Annotated in this window: 13 protein-coding genes; 8 read left to right on the plus strand and 5 right to left on the minus strand. The window is 72.1% G+C overall.

Going from position 1 to position 16,320, the window contains the following annotated elements; genetic code table 11:
* Nucleotides 1-44 precede the first annotated feature (44 nt).
* The 3 genes from ABGA98_RS18870 to ABGA98_RS18880 all read left to right on the plus strand — a co-directional run bounded on the left by ABGA98_RS18870 (nt 45) and on the right by ABGA98_RS18880 (nt 8,512).
* Nucleotides 45-1,271, plus strand: coding sequence for an MFS transporter (locus ABGA98_RS18870; RefSeq protein WP_347619629.1), 1,227 nt, complete (start codon nt 45-47; stop codon nt 1,269-1,271).
* Between the two features lie 156 nt (nt 1,272-1,427).
* Entirely contained in the window at nt 1,428-4,259 is a 2,832-nt protein-coding gene (locus ABGA98_RS18875) for an AAA family ATPase (protein ID WP_347619630.1), read from the plus strand.
* A gap of 227 nt (nt 4,260-4,486) precedes the next feature.
* On the plus strand, nt 4,487-8,512 hold the full coding sequence (locus ABGA98_RS18880; RefSeq protein WP_347619631.1) for a S8 family serine peptidase: 4,026 nt from the start codon (nt 4,487-4,489) through the stop codon (nt 8,510-8,512).
* Nucleotides 8,513-8,638: 126 nt separating this feature from the next.
* Here the strand turns inward: ABGA98_RS18880 and ABGA98_RS18885 are convergent, their stop codons facing one another.
* Nucleotides 8,639-9,232 (minus strand): winged helix-turn-helix domain-containing protein, encoded by a 594-nt coding sequence (locus ABGA98_RS18885; RefSeq protein ID WP_347619632.1) that lies wholly within the window; start codon nt 9,230-9,232, stop codon nt 8,639-8,641.
* 46 nt (nt 9,233-9,278) lie between these two features.
* Complete coding sequence (locus ABGA98_RS18890) at nt 9,279-9,917, minus strand: helix-turn-helix domain-containing protein (protein WP_347619633.1); 639 nt, start codon at nt 9,915-9,917, stop codon at nt 9,279-9,281.
* Between the two features lie 68 nt (nt 9,918-9,985).
* On the opposite strand from ABGA98_RS18890, the gene ABGA98_RS18895 reads away from it, so the two are divergent.
* From ABGA98_RS18895 to ABGA98_RS18910, 4 genes are all read left to right on the plus strand, one after another.
* Nucleotides 9,986-10,750, plus strand: a complete 765-nt coding sequence (locus tag ABGA98_RS18895; RefSeq protein ID WP_347619634.1) for an SDR family oxidoreductase — start codon at nt 9,986-9,988, stop codon at nt 10,748-10,750.
* A 308-nt stretch (nt 10,751-11,058) separates the two neighbouring features.
* Nucleotides 11,059-11,370, plus strand: a complete 312-nt coding sequence (locus ABGA98_RS18900) for a hypothetical protein (RefSeq protein WP_347619635.1) — start codon at nt 11,059-11,061, stop codon at nt 11,368-11,370.
* A gap of 177 nt (nt 11,371-11,547) precedes the next feature.
* Complete coding sequence (locus tag ABGA98_RS18905; protein WP_347619636.1) at nt 11,548-11,907, plus strand: DoxX family protein; 360 nt, start codon at nt 11,548-11,550, stop codon at nt 11,905-11,907.
* A 58-nt stretch (nt 11,908-11,965) separates the two neighbouring features.
* Nucleotides 11,966-12,541 (plus strand): TetR/AcrR family transcriptional regulator, encoded by a 576-nt coding sequence (locus tag ABGA98_RS18910; protein WP_347619637.1) that lies wholly within the window; start codon nt 11,966-11,968, stop codon nt 12,539-12,541.
* Between the two features lie 12 nt (nt 12,542-12,553).
* On the opposite strand, the gene ABGA98_RS18915 is transcribed toward ABGA98_RS18910, so the two are convergent.
* Together ABGA98_RS18915 and ABGA98_RS18920 are read right to left on the minus strand one after the other, a co-directional pair.
* Nucleotides 12,554-13,993 (minus strand): NAD(P)/FAD-dependent oxidoreductase, encoded by a 1,440-nt coding sequence (locus tag ABGA98_RS18915; protein WP_347619638.1) that lies wholly within the window; start codon nt 13,991-13,993, stop codon nt 12,554-12,556.
* 1 nt (nt 13,994) lies between these two features.
* Nucleotides 13,995-14,552: a hypothetical protein gene (locus ABGA98_RS18920; protein WP_347619639.1), complete on the minus strand. Its 558-nt coding sequence runs from the start codon at nt 14,550-14,552 to the stop codon at nt 13,995-13,997.
* A gap of 157 nt (nt 14,553-14,709) precedes the next feature.
* On the opposite strand from ABGA98_RS18920, the gene ABGA98_RS18925 reads away from it, so the two are divergent.
* The gene (locus ABGA98_RS18925) at nt 14,710-15,309 is read left to right on the plus strand and encodes a helix-turn-helix domain-containing protein (RefSeq protein ID WP_347619640.1); all 600 of its coding nucleotides are present in this window, start codon (nt 14,710-14,712) and stop codon (nt 15,307-15,309) included.
* A 93-nt stretch (nt 15,310-15,402) separates the two neighbouring features.
* On the opposite strand, the gene ABGA98_RS18930 is transcribed toward ABGA98_RS18925, so the two are convergent.
* Entirely contained in the window at nt 15,403-15,996 is a 594-nt protein-coding gene (locus ABGA98_RS18930) for a TetR/AcrR family transcriptional regulator (protein WP_347619641.1), read from the minus strand.
* Between the last annotated feature and the right edge of the window lie 324 nt (nt 15,997-16,320).

Raw genomic sequence — 16,320 nt, forward strand, 5'->3', positions numbered from 1 at the left:
CGTGACCAACGTTATCAGGTTCGTTGGTCACGCGAGGGGTTGGCATGCCGGTGAAAGGTCGTGCGGGGCGTCTGCCGCGTGCCGTGTGGTGGCTCGTCATCGCGCGGACGATCAACCGGCTGGGGGCCTTCTCCCTCGGGTTCCTCACCGTCCTCATCACCACCGAGTTCGGCGCGGACACCGTCACGGCCGGGCTGATCGTCGCCGCCTTCGGCGTGGCCACCATCCCGTCCCGCCTGCTGGGCGGCGTGCTGGCCGACCGGTTCGGGCGCCGCCGGACCATCGTGACCGGGCTGGCGGGGTGCGCGCTGGCGCAGGCGGGCATCGCGGTCTCCGGGTCCGTGGCGATGATCGCCGTCTTCGCCGTCCTGCTGGGGCTGGTCTTCGAGATCTACGAGCCGCCGTCCCAAGCCATGATCGCGGACGCCGTCCGGCCCGCTCAGCAGGCGCAGGCGTTCAGCCTGCTCAACGCGGCCATGGCGGTGGGAGGCATGGGCGCCGGCCTGATCGCGGCAGGGCTGGGGCGGTGGGACCTGCGCTGGTTGTTCGTCGTGGACGCCGCCACCTGCGTGGCCTGCGCGGTCGTCATTCACTTCGTCCTTCCCGTCGACCGCCGCGCGCCGGCACCGTCAGGCGACCTCCCTGTCTCCCGGACCGGCGGGTCGCCCTGGCGCGACCGTTCGCTTCTCGTGCTCCTGGTGTTCGGCACCCTCTTCGCGCTCATGTACATGCAGGTGGTGATGGCCCTGCCACTCGCGCTGGAGCGGCGCGGTCTCCCACCCGCCGATGCCGGGCTGCTGTCCACCGCCTCGGCCGTCGTCATGGTGCTCTGCCAGCCGTTGCTCAGATGGACGGCGGCGCTGTCCCACCACGCGTCGATGTGCGCGGGCTACCTGCTGCTCGCCGCAGGCCTGGCCGGCCTCGCCGTAGCGGGCGGGCTGCCGGGCCATCTGGCCGCCGTCGTGGTGTGGAGCGCCGGTGACGCGCTGATGTTCGGACGCAGCTACGCGATGGTCTCAAGCATCGCACCCGAACACGCCCGGGCCCGCTATCTGTCGGTCTTCGGCACCTCGTGGGGCGTCGCCACCGTCCTCGCGCCCCTGTGCAGCACACAACTCCTCGAACGCGCGGGACCGGCAGGGTTGTGGGGTGGGCTGTCCGCCACGTGCGTGCTGCTCGCCCTCGCGCAGCCCATGGTGGTCGGACCGCTGCTGAGACGGGATCCGACTCGCCACGTCGACCGGCACCAGGAGCGGGTGGCCAGGCATTGAGAAGCGCGGGAAGGCGACGCACCCTGGCGTACGGGATGCTCTCACCGTGCCCACCCGCCAGGCGCGCCGGGGCCGGCCGTCTCCCGCCGCGGCCGGGGGGGTGGCGTTGATCTGTGACTTCGTGTGCAGTTGAATGAGCGGGTGCATGCTGGGCGGGTGGTCTCCCCGGTTCTGGTGGGGCGGGAGAAGGAGCTCGCCCGGCTCGTCGCGCTGGTCGAGGAGGCTCCCGCCGTCGCCGTCGTCGAGGGCGAGGCCGGCATCGGGAAGTCGCGGCTGACCGCCGAGCTGCTCGGCGGTCCCGCGGTGGCGGGCCTGCGGGTGCTGGCCGGGGCCTGCGTGCAGATCAGGGAGCCGTTCCCGCTGGGCCCCGTCGTCGAGGCGCTGCGCGGTCGCGCGGCCGAGCTGGCCGGGGCGGCGCTGTCGCCGGTCGCGGGGGCGCTGCGCGAGCTGCTGCCGGAATTGGCCGGGGAGCTGCCGGAGACGCCGCCGCCGCTCGACGACCGGGCGGCCGAGCGGCACCGGGTGTTCCGGGGTCTCGCCGAGGTGCTGACCGCGCTCGGTCCCGCTGTCCTGGTGGTGGAGGACCTCCACTGGGCCGACGGCCAGACGGTGGAGTTCCTGACGTACCTGATGTCCGTGCTGCCGGACACGTTGCGGGTGGTGCTGACGTACCGGGGCGAGGAGGCGTCGGAGGCGGTGCGGGCGATCACGGCGCGCGCCCCCGACACGATCAAGGCCGAGCATCTGGTGCTGCCGCCGCTCGACGCCGCCCTGACGCGGGTGATGGCCTCGGCGATCCTCGAGGCGGAGGAGGTGACGGCCGAGTTCGCCGAGCACCTGTGCCTGCGGGCGTCCGGCCTGCCGCTGGCCGTGCAGGAGTTGCTGGCGCTGCTGCGCGACCGCGGCACGCTCATCCGGTGGGAGGGCGGCTGGGCGCGGCGGGCGCTTGAGGAGCTGGACGTGCCGAGCGGCGTGCGCGCCTCGGTGCGTGAACGCGTGGCCCGGCTGTCCCCCGGCGCCAAGGAGGTGGCAGAGCGCGCCGCCGTGCTGCAGCTCCCGGTGCCGGTCTCCCTGCTGTCGGGGCCGGATGTCGGGGCGATCGACGAGGTGCTCGGCTCGGGGCTGTTCGCCGACACGGGCGGGCTGGTCGGGTTCCGTCACGTGCTGGCGGCGCAGGCGGTCTACGAGGCGATCCCGCTCGGTCGCCGGCAGGTGCTGCACGCCGCCGCCGCCGACACCGTACGCGGCCTGCGCCCGGTGCCGCTGGGCCGCCTGGCTCACCACCTGCGCCAGGCGGGCCGGGCCGGGCAGTGGGTCGAGGCCGCCATCGAGGCGGCCGAGCAGGCGTCGCGGCTGGGCGACGACGCCGAGGCCGCGCGCCTGCTGGAGGAGGTGCTGCGCGACGCCGACCTGCCGGCGGCGCGGCGGGCGGAGCTGACGGTGAAGCTCGGCTGGGCCGCCCTGGAGCTGCTGCGCCCGCCGCCGGTCGCCGACCTGGTCACCGGCGCGCTGGAGCAGGACGTGCCGCCGTCGCTCCGGGGTCACCTGCGCATGCTGCTCGCACTGCACCTGGAGCGCACCCGCACCGACAGCGCCCGCATCGGCGAGGCCTTCGCCCGGGCGGCCGAGGACCTGGCCGGCGAGCCGGGGCTGGCCGCGTGGGCCATGGCCGGGGTGGGCCGCCCGCCGAGCGGCCTGCCGCCCGAGGAGAGCAGGTCGTGGCTGGAGCGGGCGCTCGCGACCCTGCCCGCCGTGGCCGATCCGGCCATGCGCATGCTGGTGCTGGGCAAGATCGCGATGATCTTCGTGGTGATGGGCGACCCGCGCTGGGCCGCCCTGGCCGGCGACCTGCTGCGGGAGACCGGCGGGCGGCGGCTGCTGCGCCGCGAGGTCAACGCCTACCGCTCGATCGGGGGCGCGGCCCTGTTCAGCGGGCACCACCGCGAGGGCCGCCGCCTGCTGACCGCGGCCGTCGAGGAGGGCGCCGAGCCCGACCTGCGCGAGCGGCTCGAACTGCGCTGCCTGGTCAACCTGGCCGCGGCCGACTACTTCGAGGGCTCCTGGCGCGGGCTGCCGGCCAGGATGCAGGAGCTGCGCGACCAGTTCGGCGACGAGCCGCACGAGCGCATCCTCGTCGACATCGTGACCGCCTGCCTGGCCGCGGTGCAGGGACGCCAGGAGGCCGCGCTGCCGCCGCTGCTCGACGCCGCCGCCGAGGCCCGGGCCCGCGGGCAGTTCGACGATCTCGTGCTGCCGCTGACGATGCTGCTCAGGCTGGCCGCCGCGCGGGGCGAGCCGGAGCCGGCGATCGAGGCGGCCGTCGAGGCGGGCCGCCACTGGGAGGCGAGCGAGCTGTGGCCGGTGGCGGTCCGGGCGCTGCCCGCGCTGACCGAGGCGCTGCTGGCGGCGGGCCGTCCCGGCGAGGCCGCCGACGTCGTGGCCCGGCACGCCGCCCGGCTGGCGGGGCTGGACGCGCCGCTGGCCGCGCCCGCGCTCGCGCACGCCCGCGGGCTGCTGGCCGCGGCTGACGAGCAGTCGGGGCGGGCGGCCGCGGAGTTCGCCGCCGCCGCCGACGCCTTCGCGCTGATCCCGGCACGGTACGAGGCCGCGCAGTCCGCCGAGCGGGCGGCCGCCTGCCTGTTCGCCCTCGACGACCCGGAGGCCGCCGTCCGGCTCGGCCGGGCCGTCGCGACGTACGCGGACCTCGGGGCGCGCTGGGACCTGGACCGCGCTACCGGGCTGGGCCGCAGGTGGGGCATCCGCCCGGCGGCGCAGAGCGCGCCCGCGCCGGCCGGCAACGACCACGCGCTGTCGGCCCGGCAGGAGCAGGTGGCCCGGCTGGCGGCCGAGGGGCTGACGAACCAGCAGATCGCCAGGGAGCTGTTCCTGTCGCCGAAGACGGTGGACAAGCACGTGAGCGCGGCCATGCGGAAGGTCGGGGCGCGGTCGCGGACGGAGCTGGCCCGCCACCTCCTCCCCAGCGACTAAATCCCCAGATTGGGGATTTCTCCCCATGGGGCACCCCATACCCCACCCCATACGACTGCACGACACTTTCGGCATGTCCGAAACCACCGACGAACCCGGGCAGCCAGACCCGGACGACCCCTCCCTTCCTCCCGAGCCCGAGGAGCTCCCGGAGCCTCCTCGCCCGCCGGACGGCTTCCAGCCCGTCTGACCCCCTCCCCTTCCCTTCCCCCGCCAGAAAGGCCACCATGGCACTGCCCCGCCCCCCGCTGGCGCGCCGGACAGCAGTCCTGCTGACCGCGCTCACCACGCTCGCCGGCGTGCTGACCGCCGGGCCGGCGACCGCCACGACGCCGGACACCCCAGCCGCCTCCCCCTCGCAGGCCGCCAAGGACGTCACCCTCTCCGGGTTACGCGCCCAGAAGGTCGCCGTCACGCTGATCACCGGCGACAAGGTCCAGCTCACCCGGTCCCCCGCCGGCCAGTACCGCGTCGAGACCGCCCCCGGCACCCGCCAGGACGGCCGCCGCGTCAACCTGTTCACCCAGTTCACCCCGGACGGCGTCTTCGTGCTGCCGGACGACGCGATCGCCGCCGTCCAGGCCGGACTCGTGGACAGGCGGCTGTTCGACGTCAAGTACCTGGCCGAGAACGGCTACTCCGACGACGTGGCCAAGCGGCTGCCGGTGATCGTGCAGTACCCGGGCGACCAGGCCGAGGCCGCCGTCAAGCGCTCGGCCGCCGCCGTCCCCGCCAGCGAGCCCACCCGGACGCTGGAGAGCATCCACGCCTCCGCCCTCGACGTCACCAAGGCCGAGGCGGGCGCGTTCTGGGAGGCCGTACGCGGCGGGCAGAGCGCCGGACAGGGCCTGGCGAAGGCGCCCGGCACGCTGCGCGGCGGCATCGCCAAACTCTGGCTGGACGCCAAGGTCAAGGCGGACCTGGACGTAAGCGTCCCGATGATCGGCGCCCCCCAGGCGTGGGAGCGCGGCCAGGACGGGACCGGCGTGAAGATCGCCGTCCTGGACACCGGCGCGGACGCCGGCCATCCCGACCTGGCCGGGAAGATCGCCGACAGCAGGTCGTTCGTCCCCGACCAGGCCGTCCAGGACGGGCACGGGCACGGCACGCACGTAGCCTCGACCATCGCCGGCACCGGCGCGGCCTCGGGCGGCAAGCGCAAGGGCGTCGCCCCCGGCGCGCAGCTCGTCGTCGGCAAGGTGCTCGACGACACCGGTTCCGGCCAGGAGTCGTGGATCATCGAGGGCATGGAGTGGGCCGCGCGCAGCGGCGCCAAGGCCGTCAGCATGAGCCTCGGCGGCTCGCCCAGCGACGGCACCGACCCGCTCAGCCAGGCTGTGAACGACCTGACCGCAGAGACCGGCACGCTGTTCGTGATCGCCGCGGGCAACCTGTACGAGGCCGAGACGATCAGCACGCCAGGCGCGGCCGACGCCGCGCTGACCGTGGGCGCGGTGGACAAGCAGGACCAGCTCGCCGGATTCTCCAGCCGCGGACCGCGCCCCGGCGGCGGCCTCAAGCCCGACATCGCCGCGCCCGGCGTGGACATCGTGGCCGCGCGGGCCGCCGGCACCACCATGGGCACCCCGGTGGACGAGCACTACACCGGCTCCTCCGGCACCTCCATGGCCACGCCGCACGTCGCCGGCGCCGTCGCGATCATGGCGCAGCGGCACCCGGACTGGACGGCGCAGCAGCTCAAGGCCGCCCTGATGTCCACCGCCAAGGACGACGGCTTCACCGTCTACGAGCAAGGCGCCGGCCGGGTCGACCTGGATCGCGCGACCCTGCAGCAGGTGTTCGCCGACAGCGGCGGCGTGGACTTCGGCCTGCTGGAGGGCGGCAGCGCGCCCAAGACCGGCCAGATCTCCTACCGCAACCTGGGCGACCAGCCCGTCACGCTCACGCTGGAGGCGGCGATGAGCGGCGGCGCGAAGCCGGTGCTCGCCGACGCGACGCTGGCCGTCCCCGCCGGCGGCACCGCCGGGACCACCGTCACCCTCGACCCGGCCGAGCTCCCCATCGGCACCTACAGCGGCGCCGTGACGGCCGAGGCCGACGGCGTACGGCTCACCACGCCGCTCGGCGCGGTCCGGGACGTCCCCAAGTACGACCTGACCGTCCGCACCCTCGACCGGGACGGCAAGCCGCGCACCCCCACGGCCATGAGCGTCCTGGACGTCGAGGGCGGCAAGGGTGAGCTCGGCCCTCACCGTGTCGACGACGTCGGCGTGATCGTCACCCGGGTCCCGGCGGGCACCGTCAGCCTGCTGCAGGTGCTCGACTGGGTGGACGGCGACGACCGCGCCAACCGGGCCTGGCTGTTCGAGCCCGAACTGACCGTCACCGGCGACACCGAGGTCACCATCGACGCCCGCAAGGCCACCGAGATCAGCTTCAGCGCCCCGAAGACCGCGCAGCCGCTGAACAACACCTACGAGCTCTTCTTCCAGCGCACGCTGGCCAACGGCAAGGTCTTCGGCGGCACGCTGCTGTCGAACCGCCCGCTCGGCGGGTGGGAGAAGGTGTGGGCGCTGCCCACCGAGAAGGTCACCAAGGGCGCCTTCCGCTTCACCGGCCAGTGGGAGCTGGGCGTCCCCGAGGTCACCATGACCATGCGCGCATCCGGCCGCGCGTCCAAGCGCACGACCCTGCACCCGGTCTCCCGGGTCCACATGATCGACTCGGGCGAGCTGCATCCAGGGTACGTCCCGTTCGACGGCGTCAAGGACCTGCGGGTGGTCGACGCCGGCAAGGGCCGCCCCGAGGACCTCGCGGGCAAGGACCTGCGCGGCGCGCTCGTCCTGATCGACGCCGAGCCCGCGGAAGGGCTCTTCGGAACGGCGTGCGGCCTGCAGATCGAGCGCGTGGGCCCCATCAGGGACGCGGGCGCCGCCGGCATCCTGGCCTTCAACGAGAAGGCTTCCGTCTGCCCGATCCCGCTGCCCATCACGCAGAAGCCGTTCAGCGGCCCGTACCTGCCGGTCAACATCCCCGTCGCCTACGTCTCCAACGCCGAGGGCACGAAGATCCGTGAGGCCGCCGGCCGGGGCGAGGTGACCGTACGGGCCGAGGGCACGCCGAACACGCCGTACTCCTACGTGTTCAAGCCGTACGCCGACGGGCGCATCCCGGCGTCGATGCGCTACAAGGTGACCGAGCGCCAGCTCCACCGGGTCGACTTCGACGTGCACGCCGGCCCGTACACGAAGTACGCGAACTGGCGCAGCACCTGGAAGACCGACGACATCACCTACACGGGCACCGGCACCAACATGCTGCACTGGTCGTCCCCGATGCCGGAACGCAGGTCGCAGTGGGTCTGGCCGCTCGATCCCGAGATCGTGAGCGTCGCGGGCATGTCCGCGCTCGTCTCGTCCGAGCCCGGCGCCGAGGTCCAGGAGACCCGCTACCGCCATGACGTGTTCGACCGGCCGGGACGCACCCGGCAGAAGTGGTTCGCCACCCCGAGCACGCCGGGCGCCTCGACGGCCTCCGGCAAGCTGTACGCGCTCGGCGGCGACCCGGACGCGACCCCGCTCCAGCAGCTCGTGATCGGGGTGCCGTGCGCGATCTGCGTGCACGACGGCAACCTGTGGGTGACTCCGTCCATGGTCAACGGGGTCGGGGAGCGGCGCGACGACGGCACCGCGTTCGGCGACCTCGCGCCCCAGTACGACCTGCACCTCTACCGCGACGGCAAGGAGATCCCGAACGCCCCCGTGGAGTGGTTCGACAAGCTGCCGCGTTACCCGCTGCCCGAGGAGCAGGGCGTCTACCGGCTGACGGCCAAGAACGCGCTGCATGACATCGAGTGGACGTTCACCGCTCCGCCGGCCAGGGAGCAGGTGAGGCCGGGCGTCAACTGCTACGCCTGGTTCATCGACGGACCGGTCGAGCAGTGCCGCACCACCCCGGCGGTCTACGTCAGCTACGACCTCGGTGACAGCCTGTCCTCCGCGAACACGGTCGCGGCCGGGCGCGGGCACACGTTCGAGCTGGAGGCCTACCACGGGCCGTCGGCGGCGAAGATGCCGGCGATCGCGGGCGTGCGGCTGTGGACCAGCACCGACGACGGAGCCACCTGGCAGCCCGCCGACCTCAAGCGGGGCCGGGACGGCGTCTACACCGCCCGGGCGAAGTACCCGGCCTACCACGCCACCAAGGGCGCGGTGAGCCTGAAGGCGGAGGCGTGGGACGCGGCGGGCAACCGCGTCAAGCAGACCACCCTGCGCGCGTTCGACCTCCGCTGACCGACGTGGCCGCGGCCGCCCCGCCCGGCGGCCGCGGTCACCACTGCCGGGCGGGCGGATCCAGGCTCAGGCGTGGACGAGAGGGTGTTGCGGGCGGCCAGGGTTCCGGGGTGGCCGGTGCCGCGCTCAGTCGCCGGCCAGGCTCTCGCCCAGAGGGGTGCGCTCGTAGTGCACGGATCGGCCGGTCCGCGCCCGCGTGACCAGGCCGGATTCGCGCAGCACGGCCAGGTGGCCGCCGACCGCGCCCAGGCTGAGACCCAGCTGGCGGACCAGCTGCGTGGTCGTCGCCGGCACCGCGAGCGCCCGCAGCACCTGCGCGCGGTGCGGGCCGACCAGCCGCGCCAGAGCCGCCGCACCGCCCTGCGGGGGCGGCGGCCCGAGCAGGTTCGCGACGCCACGCGCCGGATACACCAGGGCGTACGGCCAGGGCGGCTCGACGTAGCTGATGAGGGTGCCGAAGACGGTCGGCATCAGCAGCACCGTACGCAACCGCGGCCAGTCGGGCTCGACCAGCGCGTGCCAGGTCGCCTCGATCGCGTCAGAAAGCCGGGTGAGCACGTCCGGGGCGGCCAGGATCTGCTGGACGCGGCGCGGGGTCGTCGGCGCGGCGGGCGCGGCGTCCCTGCTGGCCGTACTGGGTCTCTGGCGCGTGCTCGCGTCGCCGAGGGCGTAGCAGCGAGTCCGGATCGGGGCAGGGCGAGAGGCGATGCGGCCACCCACTCCTCGACGAACTGGTCGAGGTATCTGATCTGCCGGTTGAGGGTGATCAGTCCCCGGGCGAGCCGGGCGTTGGTGCGGGCCCGACGATGTCGTCGCCGAAGACGGCGGCGAGCGCCTTGCCGATCAGGCGGGGCAGGTCGGTCCGCCCGTCGTCCGCGGCCCAGCGCACCAGCGCCGTGTGCAGGGCGGCCAGACAGGCACTGGCCGCCGCCTGAGCCTGGAACGCCGCGTCGGGATCGGTGGCGTCGTCCCCCAGGGCGCCGATGATGGCCTGCTGGAGGGCGTACTGGTTGTCCAGGTGTCTGGCCCGCAGCGCGGGCGTCGAGATCATGAGCTGGAGGCGGACGAGCACGAACTCCCGGTCCGCCGTCACGTCGTCGCCGCTCAGCACCGCTGCCGCGTCGATGAGCGCGCCGCCGATGCGGCGGACCAGAGGCTGCCCGGTGGACGAGGCGACGATCCGCTCGGCGATGAGCTCACCGTACTGGTCGACCAGCACGAGGTCTTCCTTGGTGGGGAAGTGCCGGTAGACGGTCATGGGCGACACGCCGGCGGCCTCGGCGACGTCGTTCATGGTCGTGGCGTCGTATCCGCGCTCGCTGAACAGCCGTATCGCGTGCGCCTGGATCGTGCGCTGCGTCTGTGCTCGTCGTCGCGCTCGCAGGGTTGAGTGCTGGTCGGGCATGTGATAGACACTATCACCTTGATAGTGACTACCAGATCGGTAGTGTCTACCAGTTGGGAGTGGCGAACATGAGCGATCTGACCGGCAGGGCGGCCCTGGTGACCGGAGCGTCCCGCGGCATCGGGCGGGCGATCGCGACCCGGCTGGCGGCCAGGGGAGCGATGGTGATCGTGCACTTCGGCGTGGACGAGGACGGCGCGACGGCGACGGTCGGCGAGATCGAGCGCGGCGGCGGGACCGCCTTCACCGTCCAGGCGCAGCTGGGCGTGGACGGCGATGTCGAGAAGCTCTTCGCGGGGATCGAGGCGGGCCTGGCCGGACGGCCGCTCGACATCGTCGTCAACAACGCGGCGGCTCAGCCCGCCGGCCCGCTCGGAGCCACGACCCGGGCCGGGTTCGACCACCTCTTCGCGGTGAACGTGCGGGCACCGTACTTCATCATCCAGCGAGCGCTGCCTCTGCTGCGCGACGGCGGCCGCATCATCACGATCTCGTCCGTCGCGACCCGCATGGCCAACCCCGCCCAGACGTCCTTCGCCATGACCAAAGGCGCGATCGAGACGATGAGCCTGACCTTGGCCAACGAACTCGGAGTCCGGGGGATCACCGTGAACGCGGTCGCCCCCGGCGCCACCCGGACTCCCGCCAACGCCTCCTTCTTCGAAGCGCCGGGCCTGGCCGAATTCATCGCCGGATCGACGGCGCTCGACCGTCTCGGCGGCGCCGACGACGTCGCCGACGTGGTCGCGTTCCTCGCCTCCGACGCCGCCCGCTGGATCACCGGTCAGGTCATCGACGCCAGCGGCGGCCTGTTCCTGGGGCCGCGCACATAACGCGAACCCTTGTCGCCAGGGCCGTCCGTCGTCGGCCGTGAGGTCAGAGAGCTCGCTGGGATGTCCGGTTGCCGTCCTGCGGAGGTCCTGGGACGGTCACCAGAGCCGACCCGGGCGCTCAACCTGTGGCGCGGGCCGGCTTTCGACGGCGTCCTGAAGCCGTGCCCGAAGACACGATGCGAAATCACGACCTGCCACGGCCAGCCGGCGCGCCGGACGGCTGCGGGTGTGAAGATGGCCACATGGGCGGAACGATCGTGGTTGAGGGGTCTGCGTTACGGCGAGTCGCCTACATGGGAGCGGCGCTGGTGGCAGCCATTCTCGTGCTGGCCGTAGCCGTCGCCATGGCCCCTACCGAGAATGAGCGCTTCACCAGCTCGGCCGGGCGCATGGGAGCGGTCGCCCGCTCGCTGGAGGAGGGCGACGAGCTCAGGGAACAGACCATCGGAAATCTCGCGTTCGAGAAGGTCTTCCGGGAGAACGGCCAGGTCTATTTCCAGCGGGGCCGAGGATGGTTGGGAGACCGCGCCTACGGCTATGTCTGGAGCCCTCGCGTACAACCGCGCGACATTGAGCACGTGGAAGGCCCGTGGTACATGTACACGGACCTTGAGGACTGACCTTCGGATAGCCAGGGTTGCAGTTCTTGAGCTGCCTGGAACCATGATTTCCCGCTGACCCGCGAGACACGTGTGGGTCACTTCGTCAGGCTGCCATGGCGCAGCACCAGCCTCCATACCATACGGTATAGTACGGTTACTCCGACATCGTGCACCATTGATCGACCAAGGGAAAACATGTCAGCATTACCCGATCCGGTCTGGCCGGTTGTCGTCCTGGCGATCATTCAGGCCGGCGACGCCGTCATGTGCATCAAGCCAGTTCCGTTCATCGCCCAGTGCTTCGAAGACGTGAACTGGCCGCGACGTTACTGGTGGATCATGCCACCGGTGAAGTTCGCCGCCGCGGCCGGTCTGATCCTGGGCATCTGGCTGCCGTATCTCGGCGCCGCGACCTGCGTCGCGCTCGTCCTCTACTTCATGGTCGCCATCGCGATGCACATCGCGGCCCGGGACTTCGGCCGCAACCTCTTCCTCAACGCCACCGCCATGCTGCTGATCTGCTTCGCGGTCGGCGTCTACAGCTTCGTGACATGAGGCTCGCCTGCGCCTCGGCGCGTGCCGGCCGCTCCATACCCGATGGTACGTTCGTCGGATGAGCACGGCACGAGACCGGTGGCTGAACGAAGGTTTGAAGGTCCTTGCGGAAGAGGGTGCGGCAGGGATTCGAATCGACCGGATCGCCGCACGGCTCAACCTGTCGAAAGGATCGTTCCATCATCACTTCGATGGTGCCGAAGGATATAAGAAAGCGCTTCTCGCCTATTTCGAGCACCTGTCGGTCGAAGCGCTCGAGAATGCCATTGCCGAAATAGGGGAATCGGCCGGTGCCCGGGTGGTCCTCGCACGGCTGACGGAACTCGTCCGCCCTGGCGGCACTGGGCTCTATCGCCCAGAAATCGACACCGCACTGCGGGCCTGGGCGACTTGGGATGCGGATGTGCGTGCCGTGCAGGCTCGCCTGGACGAGGCCAGAGTGTCCGCACTCCAGCGGGTGTGGAGATCAGCCGTCGACAGCGACGAGGAGGCCCGGACGGCGGCTCTGTTGCCCTACCTGCTGGCGGTTGGAGCAACCGTCGTCTTTCCCCCCGTCGAAGCCGACCAACTTCGCGACCTCTACGAAATCCTCCTACCACTCGTACCGGATGGCTCCGGCCAGGCACAGGGGTGAGCGCGATAGGCGTCAGCGGCCGTAGGCTTCCAGCAGCCGCAGCCAGACCTCGCTGACGGTGGGATAAGCCGGGACCGCGTGCCACAGCCGGTCCAGCGGAATCTCGCCGACGACCGCGATCGTCGCCGCGTGCAGCAGCTCCGCGACGTCCGGGCCGGCGAGGGTGAAGCCGACGACGACCTTCCGGTCCTCGTCGACGACCATGCGGGCGTGGCCGCGGTATCCCTCGGCCTGCAGAGCGGCCCCGGCGACGGCGCCCAGGTCGTGGTCGACGACCCTGATCCGCAGCCCGGCGGCCTCGGCAGCGGCCGCGGTCAGCCCCACCGAGGCGATCTCCGGTTCGGTGAACACCACCTGGGGCACCGCACGCTCGTCGGCCGTCGCCGCGTGCCGCCCCCACCGGCCGTCCTCGACGGTTTCCCCCTTCGCGCGGGCCACGATGACGTCCCCCACGGCGCGGGCCTGGTACTTGCCCTGGTGGGTCAGCAGCACGCGCCGGTTGACGTCGCCGGCGGCGTACAGCCACCCGTCACCGATCGGCGCCCCGCCGTCCCCGAGGACCCGCAAGGTGTCGTCGACCGCGAGCCAGGAACCCGGGGTCAGGCCGACGGTGTCCAGCCCGAGGTCCTGGGTGTTCGGTGTCCGGCCGATCGCGACGAGGAGTTCGTCGGCCTCGATCCGCCCGCCGTCGGTGAGGGTGATGTGCACGGTCCCGTCGCCGGCGCGCTGCACGGCTCCGGCCTCCGCACCGAGGTGCACCGACGCACCGGCGTCCCGCAGCGACTCGATGACCCGCTCGCCGGCGAACGGCTCCGCGTGCGGCAGCACGCCGTCGCGGGCCAGCATCGTCACCGACGCGCCGAGGCCGGCGAACGCGGTGGCCATCTCCGAGGCCACCACGCCACCGCCGATGATGGCGAGGCGGCGGGGGACCTCGTTCGCGGCGACCGCTTCCCGGCTCGTCCACGGCGCCGCCTCGCGCAGGCCGGCGATGTCCGGGACCAGCGCGCCGCTTCCTGTCGCGATGACGACGGCGTGCCGCGCGGTCAGCGAGGTCCTGACGGCGTCGCCTCCGGTCACCTCGACGGTCCGGGTGGACGTGATCCGCCCCTGTCCCCGGTACAGCTGAACCCCCGCCTGCTCGAGCCAGGCGGCCTGCCCGTCGTCCTTCCAGTGCGAGGCGAAGGCGTCGCGACGGCTGAGGACGGCGGCCACGTCCAGGTCGCCCGTCACGGCCTCACGTGCGCCGGGCACCTGGCGGGCCGCCCGAAGCGCCGCCGCGCTCCGCAGTAGTGCCTTCGTCGGCATGCAGGCCCAGTAGGAGCACTCGCCTCCGACCAGCTCCCGCTCGACGATGGCGGCGCTCAAGCCGCCCTGCACCACCCGGTCGGCGACGTTCTCCCCGACCGGGCCCGCGCCGACGACGATGACGTCGTACGTGGTGGCGTCCATATCAGTTCCCCTTGTCGGCGCGGCCGAGGCGCAGTGCCGAGACGAGGAAGAACACACCGCCGAGGACGGCGTAGCCGGCCACGTTGGTCAGCATGGGGTTCGGCGCGGAGGCCCCCAGGAAGAACGACGTCCCGGCCAGCACGGAGATGCCCCCGCTGAGGATCATCGCCCACTGGCCGCCCATCTTGCGACGGCCGACACCCACGATCAGCTGGACGAGCCCGGAGACGACCGCCCAGACACCCCACACGCGCAGGATCGCCGGGGCGCCGGAGGCGCCGGCGACCGCCAGGCCGACGGCGGCGAGAAGGCTGATCGCGATGTTCACGTAGAGCCCGTGAGGCGGTCCGGCGACACGGGAGGAGCGGGCGTCCACGATCGCCGCGGCGACGTCGAACAGGGGGTAAAGGACGATCAGGGCGATACTGAGCGGCCCGAGCTGCGCCATGGTGGCGAACAGCAAGGCCGCCCAGACGATGGCGAACGCGAACCGCACGAAGTAGAGCCGGCGCAGCGCCAGAGCGATCCCGCTGGTGGAGACTGTGTCAACGGTGGTCACGGTGATCCTTTCGATGGTGTACGGCGGGCGCCGCGATCGTTTCCTCGATCGGGCAGCGCCCCGCCAACAATGAGACCGAACGTTCTATCGCGACTCAGAATGGCAACGAGACGCCGAACTGTCAAGACAGAACGTTCTATCTGATAGCTTGGGCACCATGGAGCGCAGCGAATCCGGAGGGCGACCGTCCGAAGCGCGGGCCCGCCTGCTCGACACGGCGACCAGGCTCTTCTACACGGAGGGGATTCACGCTGTCGGCATCGACCGCATCGTCGCCGAAGCGCAGGTCACGCGAGCCACTCTCTACCGGCACTTTCCCGGCAAAGAAGACCTCATCCTCGCCTACCTCAACGAGACCGACCAAGCCGTGCGAGGGGTGACCGACGCCGCCATCGCCGGCGGGCTTTCCGCCGCCGACACCGTTCGGGCCATCGGCAGATCCATCGCCCAGAGCATCCAGTCCCCCGGCTTCCGCGGATGCGCCTTCCTCAACGCCGTCGCCGAATACCCCGACGCCGACCACCCGGTGCACCAGGCCGTGATCGCGCACCGGCAGTGGTTTCTGGACACCGTCACGGAACTGCTGGCCCGCATCCGGGAGACGCCCGCCGAGCCGGCCGCCCGGCACTTCGTGATGCTGCGCGACGGCGCCATGACCGCCGGCTGCCTGTCCGACCCGGCGCTGGTCGGCGACACCCTTCTACGCGGAGTCGACGCACTCCTGCACGCTCGAGTTGCACCGGCCGCAGGCGACTGACGGGACCGCCGCCACAGCCCCGGCACGACCGGTCTCGCAGGGGGGTCAGCGGCGCTTTGGCCCGCGGCGCCATCCTGGCCCGAGACGTTGTCCCTAGTCCGACGCGGAAGTGATGCGGAACTGCAGGATCCCCTCGACCCCCTGCAGGAACGTGTCGCAGATCCCCGCCGGATCGGTCAGGCAACCCGATGCCATCGCACCGTCGCGGAGCATCACGAAATGCCGGCCCGCGAGCTCCGGCGGCGTCTGCCCGACTTGTGCGAGCAGGTCCGTGACGGTGCGCAGGAACCACTCGCGGTGGGCGAGAACGGCTTGGTGCACGGGATGCTCGGGGTCGGGATATTCCGCGACCGCGTTGAGGAAGGCGCATCCGCGGAAATCGGCCGACCCGATGCCCTCGGCGATCGACCTGGCGATGGCCCGCAGGACGTCGACCGCCGGCAGGCCGCCGACCAGGGCTTCGCCGACCTGGTCGCGAACGGCCTGGTCGATTCCCTGCAGATACGCGACGACGAGCGCGTCCTTGCTGGGGAAGTGCCGGTAGAGCGTGGCACGGGTGACCTTGGCCTCCGCGACGATCCGGTCGATCCCGACGGAGTGCAGGCCTTCCGCGTAGAAGATCCGAGTGGCCGTCGCGAGCAGCCTTGATCGCGCTTCGGAGACCTGAACGCGAGTGTTGTCCACCATCCCGGCGAGCGTACCAGATAGAACGGTCAGTCTCCCGGCTGTGCAGGACCGGCGCAGCACGTCGCGTCGTCGAAGCCGCTGGGCACCGAAAGGCCGGGCCGACGGTCCGCATCGGCCCGGCCACCGGGGGTCAGGCGACGGTCGCGTATCTCCAGCGGGACAGGGTTCATTGTCGGCTTCGGTAGTATCGGCGGCATGTCTGCAGCTTCGTGCGCGGCCGCCTGTGCCGCGGTGACGAGGACGCTCCGCTAGCGGCGGGGCGTTCGTCTCACTTCTGTTGAACGGTCCGTCGCTCCCTGGTCGTACGGGAGCGGCACGTTCGTG

This window comes from Nonomuraea sp. B1E8 (genome assembly GCF_039871515.1).
Lineage (GTDB): Bacteria > Actinomycetota > Actinomycetes > Streptosporangiales > Streptosporangiaceae > Nonomuraea.

Excerpts from the sequence above, each read along its gene's own strand:
- ABGA98_RS18870 (WP_347619629.1), top strand. The coding sequence starts at position 45 with ATGCCGGTGAAAGGTCGTGCGGGGCGTCTGCCGCGTGCCGTGTGGTGG.
- ABGA98_RS18880 (WP_347619631.1), top strand. The coding sequence starts at position 4,487 with ATGGCACTGCCCCGCCCCCCGCTGGCGCGCCGGACAGCAGTCCTGCTG.
- ABGA98_RS18890 (WP_347619633.1), bottom strand. The coding sequence starts at position 9,917 with ATGCCCGACCAGCACTCAACCCTGCGAGCGCGACGACGAGCACAGACG.
- ABGA98_RS18895 (WP_347619634.1), top strand. The coding sequence starts at position 9,986 with ATGAGCGATCTGACCGGCAGGGCGGCCCTGGTGACCGGAGCGTCCCGC.
- ABGA98_RS18905 (WP_347619636.1), top strand. The coding sequence starts at position 11,548 with ATGTCAGCATTACCCGATCCGGTCTGGCCGGTTGTCGTCCTGGCGATC.
- ABGA98_RS18910 (WP_347619637.1), top strand. The coding sequence starts at position 11,966 with ATGAGCACGGCACGAGACCGGTGGCTGAACGAAGGTTTGAAGGTCCTT.
- ABGA98_RS18915 (WP_347619638.1), bottom strand. The coding sequence starts at position 13,993 with ATGGACGCCACCACGTACGACGTCATCGTCGTCGGCGCGGGCCCGGTC.
- ABGA98_RS18925 (WP_347619640.1), top strand. The coding sequence starts at position 14,710 with ATGGAGCGCAGCGAATCCGGAGGGCGACCGTCCGAAGCGCGGGCCCGC.
- ABGA98_RS18930 (WP_347619641.1), bottom strand. The coding sequence starts at position 15,996 with ATGGTGGACAACACTCGCGTTCAGGTCTCCGAAGCGCGATCAAGGCTG.